The following is a 13047-nucleotide window of genomic DNA, read 5'->3' on the forward strand; positions in this document are numbered from 1 at the left end:
CGCGAAGGCGGTGTGTCAGTCGACATTGATGTTGGATGACCCTGCGCCTTCGCGAGCAAGCCCGCTCCCACATTTGCTTTGTGTTGTTCACCGAATCGGCTGAAGGGGTCAGAATCTTCAGCCGTTTTCATCAGCGCAACAGCTGTTATCAACCGGGTTTTTCCCACCTCGAAACAGACAATGAGCCTCTCTCGACCCTCATTGAGTCTGTGCCCATGCAAACCACCAATACGGTTTTAATGATTCGCCCGACACGTTTCTCCTTCAATCAGGACACGGCGGCGAACAACCGCTTCCAGCGTCCGGCAACCATTGCTGAAGACGTTCAACTCAAGGCCCTTGCCGAGTTCGATGGCTATGTTGCCGCGTTGCGTCGGCACGGCGTTGAAGTCCTGGTGCATAACGATCGAGAAGCGCCCCATACCCCGGACTCGATCTTCCCCAACAACTGGTGGAGCAGCCACCCGGATGGCACCTTGGTGCTGTATCCGATGCAGGGCCACAACCGGCGACTGGAGCGGGACAAAGGTGTACTCGACGGACTGCTGGGCGAATACCGGGTCGAGCAATTGCTAGACCTGTCCAGCCTCGAAGAGCAGGAGGTTTTCCTGGAGGGCACCGGCAGCATGGTCCTGGATCGGCAACAGCGGATTTGCTACGCCGGGTATTCCACGCGAACCCACGCCCAGGCCCTGGATAAGTTGGTCACCCATTTGGGCTATGAACTCTGTGCGTTCAACGCGGTGGATCGCCAGGGCGTGGCGATTTATCACACCAATGTGATGATGAGTGTCGGCACCCGCCTGGCGGTGGCTTGCCTGGCGTCCTTGCCCCATTCGGGCGAACGTACGGCGCTGCGTGAACGGCTCGAAACCAGCGGCAAACAGGTCATCGCCTTGAACTGGGCGCAGTTGGAGTCCTTTGCCGGCAATATGCTGGAAGTGCACAACGCAGAGGGCGAGCCGCTGCTGGTGATGTCGCGCACAGCCTGGCAATCACTGGACGCCAATCAGCGTCGCTTGATCGAAGCTCACACCACGCCGTTGCCGGTGAACATCGACACCATCGAGCGCATCGGTGGCGGCAGCGCGCGCTGCATGCTGGCCGAGGTGTTCCTGCCCAGGCAGGGTGGCAGTGCTTGCCTTGCAACTATCAGCGGCTTGGATCGCTAACCGAAAACGGTGTCGAACCACGTTATGTTCCTGCATCAGGGCCGGATGGAGGAGCAGGGGGCGCCGAGCGCTGTGCTGGAACAGCCCCGTAGCGAGCGGTTGTAACAGTTCTTGTCGGGTAGTCTGAAGTAACCTGTCGCGCCCAGTGTGCGGGAAGTGGTTTTTTGGGGGATGTCGGGGCCGCGGTCCGACGAAGAAACCGCGGCGGCCGATCAATCAGGCGGCGGGGAGCAGGCCTTTCTGTTTGGCGACATGAGTCGCCATTGCGTCCATCAAGTCCGGGGACAGGCAGTCATAGGGTTCCAGGCCGATCGAGCGCAGGCGCTCACGGATGGCCTTCATTTGCGCTGGCGGTGTGCCGGTTTCGATGATGGAGGACACGAACGCCGCGAAGCTCGGCGCAGCCCATCCACTTTGGGGAGAGAGCTCGGTGTGGACGAAGTCCAGACCATAAAATGCATGGTCTTTGTTCTCGATGCGCCCGAAGAGATGGGCGTGGCACTGCTTGCAGGCGTGCCGCTGAATGGTGGCGGTTTCGTCGACAATTGCCAGTTTCTCACCGTGGGCAGTGACGCTGACCTTATCCCGAGGTACTACGGCAATGACGGCGAATGTCGCGTTTTGCGGTTTCCAGCATTTGCTGCAGCCGCACGCGTGGTTATGCAGGGTTTGTGCGTCGATCTTGACCTCGACCTTGTCGGTCGCACACAAGCATTGCAGGGTGCCTCCTGTGAAATTCGCAGCGGCAGGCTGGAGACCATTGTCCAGTGCAGGGTGAAGTTTCAAGGTGTTCACGTTGGCTTCTCCGTTTCAGGGTGTCAGACGAAAGTGCCTGGGGTCGTGCACCTCATCGCATCCTGGACCATCTTCGGCAACTGGGTGCGACCCTCGACGCCTTTGGATTTATCGCCCCGAAGATCGCCTGGGCCAAGCGACCACGGGGGGAAAGAGTGGCTGTCGCCTCCGGTATCCCAGAGAAAATCATAGTTCAAAGACGCCCTGAAAACCGGGTAGCAAGCGGATTCTTATTGCTCGTGGATTCCCACTGATCCAGCGTCGATATTGCTTCAGACACATCGCAGGGTGAGCACGAAAACTTAATGTCTGAAGCATCGATGGCAAATCTACAAATCAGTTCGCGAGAATTCAAAGAGTTGGTTCAGAGAGCTAGAGTTGTGGGACTCAGAACTGAGGCGGGGATCTGCTTTAATACAGCATTTAACATAATATACATTACACGTAATACGATATGGCCAGATTGGCCCGACTCACACAGATCTTGAAGCAAGGAACCACCTCATCCTCGCGTCAGCCTTTCGATCAATGCCCAATGCTCAGGAAACTGCTGTCCGAGCTTTTGCCGGTCACCCATTTCCATATCCGCGAAATCAAAGCCTGGCGTAACCGCTTCACTGATCAAGCCGAATCCTGCTGCGCCGTGCATCACCTGCGAAGCTTTCCAGATGCCACCGGGCACATGCAGTTGCAAGCATTGTCCGGCGAGAACGTCGTGACCCATCACAATGGTTTTCAATGTGCCGTCCGGAAAAATCAGCGTGTACTGAATCGGATCGCCCAGATGATAGTAATGAACGATGTCTGACCGGTTCAGATGGAAATGACCTATTTGAGCGTCCTGGGTCAGCAGATAGAAAATCGACGTCATGCAATGCCGTTGGCCAGTGGACGTCAGAATCATGTTCTGGTCGTCCGACTGGTAGGTTCTGCGAAAGAAACCACCTTCGATATGGGGCTCAAGGGCCAGGGTTTTGATCAGCTTTGCAATTTTCGTGGTGCTTTGATTCATTTTGTCTCCCTGCCTTTAAATCGCAACTTTATTGGCATAATCGAAGCATTTGCCAACATAACTCGACTAAATAGTGCTTTAGTCGAGTTAGCCTTCATACGGATCCTGCCCCCTCCAGTGTCTGGCCTGTTGTGTATTACAGTGTATCGGCGTGACACCTCGATACACAGACTTTCATCCGTCCTGCAATTGGACACAGGCCAGATACGTTGTCGCGCTTGAATGCTCGTAAGGTTTGAAGGGGTTCGGACGGAACCCCTGACCCACGGCTGGTAATGGAGACATCCCATGAAGATGGCACTGCGCAACAGCAAATCCGGCAAGACTCGCCGCCACCTGGTCGGCCCTTCGATCCTCGCGCTGACGCTGTTCGGCGTGCTCGGTGCGGCCCACGCGCAAACGGCCGCCACCGCGCAGCCAGCCGTGGCCCCTGCCGGTACCACCCAGGCGGCGCCCTCGCCCTTCGGCCCGCTCAAGCATGTCAACGCCGGGCTGCTGGACGTGGCGTACGCAGAAACAGGCCCGGCCAACGGGCCGGTGGTGATCCTGCTGCACGGCTGGCCGTACGACATTCATAGCTATGATGAGGTTGCGCCGTTGCTGGCCGCCAAGGGTTATCGGGTGCTGATGCCCTATGCCCGGGGTTATGGCGATACGCATTTCCTGTCCGACAAAACCCTGCGCAATGGCCAACCGGCTGCACTGGCCAGTGATGTCATCGACTTCATGGATGCCCTGAAGATCAAGCAAGCGGTGCTCGGTGGCTACGACTGGGGTGCGCGTTCGGCCGGCATTGTCTCGGCACTGTGGCCGGAACGGGTCAAGGCGTTGGTCTCGGTCAGCGGTTATCTGATCGGCAACCAGGCGGCCGGCAAGAACCCGCTGCCGCCCAAGGCGGAATTGCAGTGGTGGTATCAGTTCTACTTCGCCACTGACCGTGGTCGCGCCGGTTACGAGAAGAACACCCATGACTTCGCCAAGCTGATCTGGCAACTGGCCTCGCCGAAATGGGCGTTCGATGACGCCACCTTCGACCGCAGCGCCAAGGCGCTGGACAACCCCGACCATGTCGACATCACTGTGTTCAACTACCGCTGGCGCCTGGGCCTGGTCCAGGGCGAAAGTCGGTACGAAGCGTTGGAGCAGAAACTGGCCACGGTGCCGTTCATCAGCGTGCCGACCATCACCCTTGAAGGCGATGCCAACGGCGCACCGCACCCGGCGCCTGAAGACTATGCCAAGCGCTTCACCGGCAAATACGAGTTCCGGTTGATCAATGGTGGCATCGGCCACAATCTGCCGCAGGAAGATCCGCAGGCGTTCGCCAAGGCGGTGATTGATGCCGATCATCTTTAAGGTCGATCTGAGGCCCTCGCGCCTGTGCTGAACAGCACTGGGGTAAAGGATGAGCTATCTTGAGAGCGAATCACCTGCATTCGGTGACTGCCGACAAGTAAGGACGCTTCATGAATCGTTTACCCCGGTGCCATGCCCTCCTCGCCTTGACTTTCGCCAGTACGGTCACAGCCGCAGGCCTGTTGAGTACACCGGGTTACGCAGCGCAAGCCACTGTTGCCGCTCCGGTCGCCAGCCCTGTCTCAGGCCCTGTCGCCGGTACCAAAGTAACCGAACCGTATGTGCGCATGATGGCGCGCGAGGCGTATTTCTGGGCCTGGCCGATGGCCAATATCTTCAATCGTCGCCAGGCCTTCAAGAGCTTGCCGGAACCCGGCTTGATGGGCGGCATCGTACCCGTGGCCCCGATCAATCGGCTGTCGATGCTCAGCGACTACATCGACCCGGCCGAGCGGCTGGTGGCCTGTCCGAACCAGGACGTGGTGTACGGCGCCGGCAGCATCGCCCTGGACATTGAGCCGGTGGTGCTGCAAGTGCCGGACTTCGACGGCCGATTCTGGGTGTATCAGGTGGTGGACCTGCGTTCGGACAGCTTCGCCGAGATGGGCAAAATGTATAACACCCAACCGGGTTTCTACCTGTTGGTCGGCCCGGACTGGAACGGCAAGGTACCGCCCGGCATCAAGCGGGTGTACCGGGCGCGTACGAACACCGGGTTCGTGATCCCACGGGTATTCCAGGACGACACCGCCGCCGATCGTCAGGCCGTGCAGCCGGCTTTGTCGGGCATCGACATGTACCCGCTGTCGCAATACGACGGCAAAATGAAGAAGCGCAACTGGGCCAGGCTGCCGAAATTCCCGGCCCAGGCTTCTGAAGGCAATGCCGAAACCAGGTGGGTGGTGCCGGAGAAGTTCTTCGATGAACTGCCGGCCCTGCTCAAGGACGCCAAGCCATTGCCGGGGGAAGAAGCCCGCTACGCGCAAATGGCCGCCCTCGCGGCCATCGCCAAGGCCAACCCGCAACTTCGCGCTGCGATGATCGACGAGGCGAAAAAGGCCGACAGCGAAGTGATCGACCCGCTGTTGCAGTTCCGCAACTACGGTCTGCAATTGCCCAATCACTGGAGCACCGTGAGCAACGGTGCAGCGTTCGGCACCGACTATTTCACCCGTACCGCCGTCGCGCGTTCGAACATATTCGTGAACCCGCAGAAAGAGACCAAATACTTCTACCAGGACCTGGATGAGAACGGCCTGCGCCTCAACGGCCGGTACGGCTACAGCGTCACGTTCGCCAAAGGCAAGCTGCCGCCAGTCAGGGGGTTCTGGTCGCTGACGCTGTACAACGAACAGCACTTCTTCTCGCCGAACGAGCTCAAGCGTTACTCCATCGGCACCAAGAACAAATCCCTGCAAACCAATCCTGACGGCTCGCTGACCATTTACGTGCAAAGTGAATCACCGGGCAAGGACAAGGAAAGCAACTGGCTGCCCTCGCCCAAAGGTGCCGAATTCTCGCTGTACATCCGCGCCTACTGGCCGCAAGCCGATGTCCTCGACGGCGACTGGACCCCGCCGGCGGTGGTGAAAACCAAATGAACAGGATCTGAAAAAATGAGCGCCCTGGTGGCGCTCATTTCATTTTGGCGGCATGGAAACCCCCTAAACCCTGTTGGAGCGAGACTGCTCGCGATGGCGGAGTGTCAGCCGATATCAATGTTGGACGTGCCGGCCTCATCGCGAGCAAGCTCGCTCCCACAGGTTTCAGTGGCGCCCACAAATGCTTGTCACACCACAAAACAAGGGTGGGAGCGAGCTTGCTCGCGATGGCGGAGTGTCAGCCGGTATCAATGCTGGACGTGCCGGCCTTATCGCGAGCAAGCTCGCTCCCACAGGAGACACGACGGCTGGCTTCGCGCTCCGCCCGTTTACGCCAAGACACGACTTTTGCTACGAGTAATGGATTTCACTCAAGTCGATCGACACCAGCAACGCCTCCATGTTGACCTGCCCATCGATCTTGCGTCGATAGGCTCGCCGCTTGCCCGGCATGCGCAATCCGTCGGCTTCGACGTAGTCACCAACCAGTTGCGTAGCGGGCATGCCGCCGCTCACGTCGACGTTGTAGTCGTGGCGGCACAGCAGAAAGGCATCGCCGAAATAGAAGTCCTGGATGGCGCTGTGGGTTGCGATGCTGTCGGGAAAGTGCACCCGCAAATGCCGCCAGAGTTCGGCCCCCTCTTGCAGGGGCTCGATTTCCTCGCAGGTTACGCCCGGCAAGGTGAACAGGAAGGGCATGGTCAGGTAGGACCACATCGCATAGCCGTTGAAGTAGGCCCGGTGCAACGGGTCCCACGCCGTGTGTTCCCCATGGCCCTTGAAGGATGCCCGGGGCGCATGGCGCTCGGCAATCACCTTGCCCGCGGTATTCTCGATGGCGATTCGGTTCGGCGTATAGGCCGTGAATTGCTCCGGTGCACCGAAGGGTTTCACCGAGGCTCTTTGTTCATGCAGCCACGCGGTCATCTGGCGTGGAGCGCTGTCCTGGGTCAACCCTTTCATGCCCCAGAGCGAGCCGCCGGTGACGATCGTGGCGCAGACCTTATTGAAACTGTTCCAGCGCACCAGGCCGCCATGGGCAGCAAGCACCTGGTCCAGCAGTTCTCGATCCTGTGCAGACATGATTGCGTCCCCTCCTCGGCCGGCAGCGCTTGCCTCATTACCAGAATAATCGATAGCCGGCCGCTTGCAGGGCCGTGCCGATGGACAGCCCAATTGGGGTTCTAGCGCACTTTGCGCACCAGGCATCAAAGACAGCACACCGATTCAATATTCCCGACCCGATCTACGTAACCATGACCACCTCACTCCCCCCCGTAAGGACAGTGTCATGGCCATTGCAAAGGCAGAACCTGGCATAACCCTCCTTTGGTGATCCATTGATGATCCTTTCCCTGCAAGACTTCAGGGCGCCTGTTGCCCTGTTTTTCTGCCTGCTGGCCAACCACGCACCGGCCGAGGAATCGGTGCAAGGCGCAGAAGGATTTTTCGAGGGCTCGACCCTTGGCGTGCTCAGTCGAAACTTTTATCTGAACAGCGACTATCGATCCCCCTCACCGACCGGAAAAAACTACAAAGCCGAATGGGCTCAAGGTTTTATCAGCGCTTTTGAATCCGGTTTCACGCCGGGGACAGTTGGTTTCGGTCTCGACGCCCATGCCTTTGCTGGATTGAAACTCGACGGTGGCAAAGGCCATTCCGGAACCGGTCTGCTGCCCGTGGACAGTGACGGTCGTAGCGAAAGCAATTACTCCAGCGGTGGCGGCGCGATCAAACTCAAGGCATCGAACACCACCCTGGCGTTTGGCGAAATGGAGGTCGAATCCCCGGTGTTCGATACCGCGGACAAACGCCTGCAGCCGGAGTACGCCACAGGTTTTCTGCTCAACAGCCGCGAAATCGACGGCATGAACCTGCAAGCCGGTCACTTCACGGCATTCAAGAATCAGGACAGTGCTTCAGGCAAGGGCAACTTTTTCGGTTATGGCGCCAATACCGAGGCCGGCGGCATTTCGTTTGTCGGTGCCGATCTGTTTACCCAAAGCCCGGTTGGCGGCGCCCTGTATGCCTCGGATCTGACCGACACCTGGCATCAGTACTACGGCAACCTGCACTTCAAACAGTCCGGGGTGTTCCTCGACGCCAACCTCTATCACACCAGGGACAGTGGTCAGGCGCTGGCCGGTGCCATCGACAACACGGCGTACAGCCTGTCCGGTAAATACGCGCTGGGCGCCCATGGTTTCACCCTGGCCTATCAGAAAGTCGACGGTGATACGCCATTCGATTTCGTCGGTGGCGATTCCATCTACCTGGCCAACTCGATCAAGTACGCCGACTTCAACGGCGCCCACGAACGCTCCTGGCAGGTTCGTTACGACCTGGACCTGACTGCCTTCGGGATACCCGGCCTGAAGTTCATGACCCGCTACGTCACCGGTGACCAGATCGACGGCACCCATGCACCACAAGGCGGGGCCTACAACCCGTTCGACCCGGTGACCGGCGCCTACGTGCCGCAACAAGGTGCCGGGGGCAGACACTGGGAGCGCGACATCGACCTGCACTACGTCGTGCAGGCCGGGACGGCCAAGGGTTTGTCGCTGCAACTGTCCCATGTGTCGCACCGGGCGAACGCGGCCCAGGCCGGCGATGACATCGACCGGGTGTACGTGGTCATCCAGTACCCGTTGAACTTCGGACCGTTCTGAGCGGAAAGTGGCGGAAGGCAGCCGGAGTCGAACCTGCCCGGGAACGGATGCCGTCCCCAACCGGGTTTGAAGCCCGGCCGCGCCACCGGGCGCGATTGCCTTCCTTGAATGATTGCCTTTGAATCAAAGCTCATTTCGCTGGGCCAGCGCACTGTCCAGGCGAATCTGCCGACGATCACCAAAGCGCCGGGTCAGGCCGACACGGTCAAAATACTCCAGTATCTGAATGCTGCGCTTGCGCCCCAGGCCCACCGCATCACGAAACGCCGTCACCTGAATCACCGGGTTGGCGTCCGCCAGTTGCAACAGCATAGCCGCCAATCGGCGAATCATGCTGTCGGTGTAAAACAGGTCGCGTACCACCTGGTGCATCAAGCCCAGGCGCGCCATTTTGCGTAGCAATGCACGGACGGTTGCTTCGTCATGTCCCAGGTTGCGCACCCAGGGCGGGTCGAATCCGGCCTGTTCGAATTGCGGCTGCAATTGTAGCCACAGGGTTTCGTCCTCTTCGCTCAAGCGCACCTGATGTTCGGGCAGGTGCAACCACGGGCCGCTGCTGGCGATGTCGCCGCTGGTCAACAACTCGTCGAGCAGGCTGATAAACGTTGGGCGTTCCAGTGTGCTGCCGATGAATCGACGCAAGCGATCCCGGTCCGGCCCCATTTGATCCGGTTCGAGTTGATGGAAATGCGCGAGCTGATCCACTAAGGGCGCTTTCAACGATTCCCAGCGACTTGCACTGAACAGCAATGGGCCTTGACGGGTATCGATCAGGCGCACATCAGCGGGCAACACCCAACTGCTGCGCGGTCGGTTGAACTGCCGCTCCAGGCGCTGCGGATCGAGTCCGGTGTCGCTGTGGGCCAGCAACGCCGGCAAAACATCTTCCAACCCGGCACTGTTCGCCAGCGCACTCAGTTGCGCCAGACGTTCGGGGCTGCGGCGTTGCCGATCAGGGGCAAACGGATCGAGCACCCGACCGCCACCCAGGGTTCGTTGGGCACTCTGGTCACGCAGGATCAGCGGATCCCCCTTCACTGCATGCACCGCTGTGTTGAGCAGCAGTTGCGCAAACATCCGTCCACCGGGCGCCAGGCTGGTGCCTTCCAGCAAGGCGACGCGCCCGGTCACGTCCTGGGTGCCGAGGTGCACGTGCACCGGTTGAAAGTGTTCGAAAGCCCGGGGTTCGCCGGCCAGCAGTTGCATGTCGATGTCCAGGCGCCGGGTAGGCGCGTACAAGCTCTCGGCCAGCAACCAGTGGCCGCGATGGATGTGTTCCAGGGCCAGCCGTTCGGCACTCAGGTTCAAGGCCACGCGCTGGCCGGCGAAAGCGTGGTCGGCGGCCTGGTTTTGCGCGTGCAGGCCGCGAATGCGCACCGGTTTGCCCTGTGGCCCCAACAGCAGGGTATCGCCCACCGCGACCTGGCCGGACAGCGCCGTGCCGGTCACCACGATACCGGCCCCGGCCACGCTGAAAGCCCGATCGATCGCCAGGCGAAAACCGCCTTCGGTGCTGCGCTGCTGTACTTCACGCTGGGCTTGCAGCAATTGTTGGCGCAGGGTTTCGATGCCCTCGCCGGTCACGCTCGACAGCGCAATCAGCGGCGCATCGGCATACGCTCCGGGCGCCAGCAAGGTACGGACCTGCTCACGCACGATCTGTACCCGGGCACTGTCGACCCGGTCGCACTTACTGATCGCCACCAGTGCCCGGGGGATGCCCAGCAACTGGACAATCGCCAGGTGCTCGCGGGTCTGCGGCATCACCCCGTCATCGGCGGCCACCACCAGCAACACCAGATCGATGCCCTGCGCTCCGGCCAGCATGTTGTGGGTGAAGCGCTCATGGCCGGGAACGTCGATGAACCCGGTCAGCTGCGCATCCGCCTCCAGCTCGGCATACAGGTAGCCAAGGTCGATGGTCATGCCGCGCTCACGCTCTTCGCGGCGCCGGTCACCCGCCTGACCGGTCAGCGCCTGGAGCAGCGCTGTCTTGCCATGGTCGATATGCCCTGCGGTGCCGACAATCACCCTGCCCGGCCCTCCACCTGTAATTGTTCGAGTTGTGCCAGCCATGCCGGCTCGTCGTCCAGTTGCCTCAGGTCCAGCCACAGGGCGTCATCGTCGATGCGCCCCAGGACCGCAATCGGCAAGTCGCGAAAGGCTTCTTCCAGCGTCAACAGCGAGCGCCCGCGAAAGCGCTTGGACGTCAGCGGGCGCAGACACAGCGCCGCGCTGGCCAGCCTCGCCACCGGTTGGCTGCCGCTGCCGATCATGCCCAGTGCCGGCATGGCACTGACGCTCCAGCCGTCACCCAGCACTTGGGCAAGCGCCGGCCGCAAACGCTCGGCCTGGGCGAGAATCTCGGCCTGTGGCCGGGTCAACAGGCGCAGGCTCGGCAAACGCTCGGCCAGTCGGTCCGGGTTTCGGTACAAACCCAGCACCGCTTCCAGGGCCGCCAGGGTCATTTTGTCGACCCGCAGTGCTCGCTTGAGCGGATTTTTCTTGATCCTGGCGATCAGTTCCTTGCGGCCGACAATCAACCCGGCCTGTGGTCCGCCGAGCAGTTTGTCGCCACTGAAAGTGACGACATCCGCGCCATCGAGCAGGGCCTGACGCACCGTCGGCTCTGCCGGCAAACCCCAGCGGGTCAAGTCCAGCAGACTGCCGCTGCCGAGATCTTCGAGCAATGGCAGTCCATGTTGGTGGGCAATTTGCGCCAGTTCAGCCGTCGCCACACTCGTGGTGAAGCCTTGAATGCTGTAGTTGCTTGCATGCACGCGCATGATCAAGCCGCTGCGCGGGCCGATGGCAGTCTCGTAGTCGCGGGCATGGGTGCGGTTGGTGGTGCCGACTTCAACCAGCTTCACCCCGGCGCGGGCCATGATGTCGGGAATGCGGAAGGCACCGCCGATTTCAATGAGTTCGCCCCGGGAGATAATCCCTTCCTTGCGCGCGCCCAGGCTGTTGAGGGTCAAGAGCACCGCTGCGGCATTGTTGTTGACCACGGTCACCGCTTCGGCGCCGGTCAATTCGCGGATCAAGCCTTCGATCAGGTCGTCGCGATCTCCGCGCTTGCCGCTGCGCAGGTCGAACTCGAGGTTGAGTGGATAGCGCGCGGCCATTTGCACCGCTTCAATCGCTTCCTTGGGCAACAACGCCCGGCCGAGATTGGTATGCAAGACCGTGCCGGTGAGGTTGAACACCCGACGCACATGGCTGCGATGCTCGGTTGCCAATCGCTCGCCGACCCTGCCCGCCAGCACGTCGGCGCTGACTTCCACAGGTTCGAGCAAACCCTGCCGTACGCCTTCGCGCAGTTCCTCCAGCAATAGCCGCAAGGCACCCAGCAAGGCGTCGCGTCCATAGCGCTCGGCCAACGGCCGGCACGCGGGGTGACGCAACAAACTGTCGATGGAAGGTAGACGCAGGGGTTGGCTGGCACTGCGTGCAGACATCTGGCGCTCCTGAAAACGAATGGCCCTCGCGCCAGAGTGTAGACGCTGCGGTCATTCGTCTCCCGGCGCCAGCAACAGATTGGGTGCCAGACGCTGATAACCGTCCTGGGTCAGGCGCATGTCGAGCATCAGGCTGGACAGGTCTGCCGACAACGCTTCGGCGTCCGCATCGTTCTCCAGATAGAGCAACTTCAGATAACTGTTGCAACCGGGACAGACTTCGGCGCGCAACGGCGCCTGGTTGGCGGCATGGCGATCATCTTCAAGGCTGAGGTATTCCAGGCCCTTGCTCTGTTCGCAATACACGCATTTGACCCGCACCACATGCCACTCGCAGGCACACAGCGAGCAGACCAGATAACGCAAGCCGTTGTGTTTGCCGCGATGACGGATCACCCCGGCCATGGCCGGCGAGCCGCAGGCCGGGCACTGGCTGAGGCTGTCGCCGGGAGTTAGTGCGAGGTTCGGCGTACTCAACAGCCAGTGGCTCCAGGCTGTTTGAAGCGCCGCACCGAGAAACGGCACCAGCGCCGCCGGCACCAGCGAATACTGGCCACTGACCAGCGCCACCGCCCAGGCACGCCGTTGCCCGGCACCGGCCAGGCGCAAGGTGTCCACGGCATCGGCCACGGCGGATTGTGACGGTGCGCTATAGCACTGCAGCAAGGCATCGAGGTAAGGCTGCCAATCGTCTTCGCGCGCCAGGCTGTCGGCCGCGAACGGCGGCAAGCCGTGTTGCTGGCACAACTCGATGCGTTGTCGGTCAAGGGGGTCGCTTGGCGGCGGGTCGTCCAGCACCTGTTGCTGCACCCGGCACAACCCGGCGATCAGGCGCAGGTAATCGGCCATCGGGTGCCCTTCGGCCAGCGTTTCCAGGCGCTGGCCACGCAGGCTGAACAGGTTATGCGGTGGCATGTACAGAAACGGCGGCGAACTGGCCGCCGCTTCGATTTCTCCGGGTTCAAGGATGGTTGGCAAATG

General features: G+C 60.8%; 10 protein-coding genes, 1 tRNA gene and 1 pseudogene. 5 read left to right on the top strand and 7 right to left on the bottom strand.

Annotation, left to right across the window (positions count from 1 at the left end; genetic code table 11):
* The first annotated feature begins 215 nt into the window (after window positions 1-215).
* Entirely contained in the window at window positions 216-1172 is a 957-nt protein-coding gene (gene ctlX, locus AC1RP7_RS23410; protein ID WP_492587057.1) for a citrulline utilization hydrolase CtlX, read from the top strand.
* 3 nt (window positions 1173-1175) lie between these two features.
* Window positions 1176-1277: pseudogene (locus AC1RP7_RS23415) on the top strand (histidine/lysine/arginine/ornithine ABC transporter ATP-binding protein); the annotation flags it as partial.
* Window positions 1278-1388: 111 nt separating this feature from the next.
* Here AC1RP7_RS23415 and gfa read toward each other — a convergent pair.
* Together gfa and AC1RP7_RS23425 are read right to left on the bottom strand one after the other, a co-directional pair.
* Complete coding sequence (gene gfa / locus AC1RP7_RS23420; RefSeq protein WP_090455216.1) at window positions 1389-1967, bottom strand: S-(hydroxymethyl)glutathione synthase; 579 nt, start codon at window positions 1965-1967, stop codon at window positions 1389-1391.
* Window positions 1968-2469: 502 nt separating this feature from the next.
* Window positions 2470-2979, bottom strand: coding sequence for a cupin domain-containing protein (locus AC1RP7_RS23425; RefSeq protein WP_493180911.1), 510 nt, complete (start codon window positions 2977-2979; stop codon window positions 2470-2472).
* Between the two features lie 288 nt (window positions 2980-3267).
* Between AC1RP7_RS23425 and AC1RP7_RS23430 the strand changes: the two genes are divergently transcribed.
* Together AC1RP7_RS23430 and AC1RP7_RS23435 are read left to right on the top strand one after the other, a co-directional pair.
* Entirely contained in the window at window positions 3268-4335 is a 1068-nt protein-coding gene (locus tag AC1RP7_RS23430) for an alpha/beta fold hydrolase (RefSeq protein WP_493180912.1), read from the top strand.
* A 110-nt stretch (window positions 4336-4445) separates the two neighbouring features.
* Window positions 4446-5936 carry a DUF1254 domain-containing protein gene (locus tag AC1RP7_RS23435; protein WP_493180913.1) on the top strand — a complete coding sequence of 497 codons (1491 nt, stop codon included), beginning with the start codon at window positions 4446-4448 and terminating at the stop codon, window positions 5934-5936.
* Between the two features lie 351 nt (window positions 5937-6287).
* On the opposite strand, the gene AC1RP7_RS23440 is transcribed toward AC1RP7_RS23435, so the two are convergent.
* Window positions 6288-7019 (bottom strand): hypothetical protein, encoded by a 732-nt coding sequence (locus AC1RP7_RS23440; RefSeq protein WP_492587069.1) that lies wholly within the window; start codon window positions 7017-7019, stop codon window positions 6288-6290.
* Window positions 7020-7279: 260 nt separating this feature from the next.
* On the opposite strand from AC1RP7_RS23440, the gene AC1RP7_RS23445 reads away from it, so the two are divergent.
* Window positions 7280-8608 (top strand): OprD family porin, encoded by a 1329-nt coding sequence (locus tag AC1RP7_RS23445; RefSeq protein ID WP_493180914.1) that lies wholly within the window; start codon window positions 7280-7282, stop codon window positions 8606-8608.
* An 8-nt stretch (window positions 8609-8616) separates the two neighbouring features.
* On the opposite strand, the gene AC1RP7_RS23450 is transcribed toward AC1RP7_RS23445, so the two are convergent.
* The 4 genes from AC1RP7_RS23450 to fdhE all read right to left on the bottom strand — a co-directional run bounded on the left by AC1RP7_RS23450 (window position 8617) and on the right by fdhE (window position 13044).
* Window positions 8617-8712 (bottom strand) — tRNA-Sec (locus AC1RP7_RS23450).
* Window positions 8713-8731: 19 nt separating this feature from the next.
* Entirely contained in the window at window positions 8732-10639 is a 1908-nt protein-coding gene (gene selB, locus AC1RP7_RS23455; RefSeq protein ID WP_493180915.1) for a selenocysteine-specific translation elongation factor, read from the bottom strand.
* Window positions 10636-12066: an L-seryl-tRNA(Sec) selenium transferase gene (gene selA, locus AC1RP7_RS23460; protein WP_492587072.1), complete on the bottom strand. Its 1431-nt coding sequence runs from the start codon at window positions 12064-12066 to the stop codon at window positions 10636-10638. Before selA ends, selB begins: the two co-directional genes overlap by 4 nt.
* A 51-nt stretch (window positions 12067-12117) precedes the next feature.
* Complete coding sequence (gene fdhE / locus AC1RP7_RS23465; RefSeq protein ID WP_349734226.1) at window positions 12118-13044, bottom strand: formate dehydrogenase accessory protein FdhE; 927 nt, start codon at window positions 13042-13044, stop codon at window positions 12118-12120.
* Between the last annotated feature and the right edge of the window lie 3 nt (window positions 13045-13047).

The sequence above is a fragment of the Pseudomonas sp. GW822-FHT01E03 genome, assembly GCF_058802985.1.

Coding starts and splice junctions, on each gene's coding strand:
- AC1RP7_RS23445 (WP_493180914.1), top strand. CDS start 7,280: ATGATCCTTTCCCTGCAAGACTTCAGGGCGCCTGTTGCCCTGTTTTTC.
- AC1RP7_RS23440 (WP_492587069.1), bottom strand. CDS start 7,019: ATGTCTGCACAGGATCGAGAACTGCTGGACCAGGTGCTTGCTGCCCAT.
- AC1RP7_RS23425 (WP_493180911.1), bottom strand. CDS start 2,979: ATGAATCAAAGCACCACGAAAATTGCAAAGCTGATCAAAACCCTGGCC.
- selA (WP_492587072.1), bottom strand. CDS start 12,066: ATGTCTGCACGCAGTGCCAGCCAACCCCTGCGTCTACCTTCCATCGAC.
- AC1RP7_RS23435 (WP_493180913.1), top strand. CDS start 4,446: ATGAATCGTTTACCCCGGTGCCATGCCCTCCTCGCCTTGACTTTCGCC.
- AC1RP7_RS23430 (WP_493180912.1), top strand. CDS start 3,268: ATGAAGATGGCACTGCGCAACAGCAAATCCGGCAAGACTCGCCGCCAC.
- ctlX (WP_492587057.1), top strand. CDS start 216: ATGCAAACCACCAATACGGTTTTAATGATTCGCCCGACACGTTTCTCC.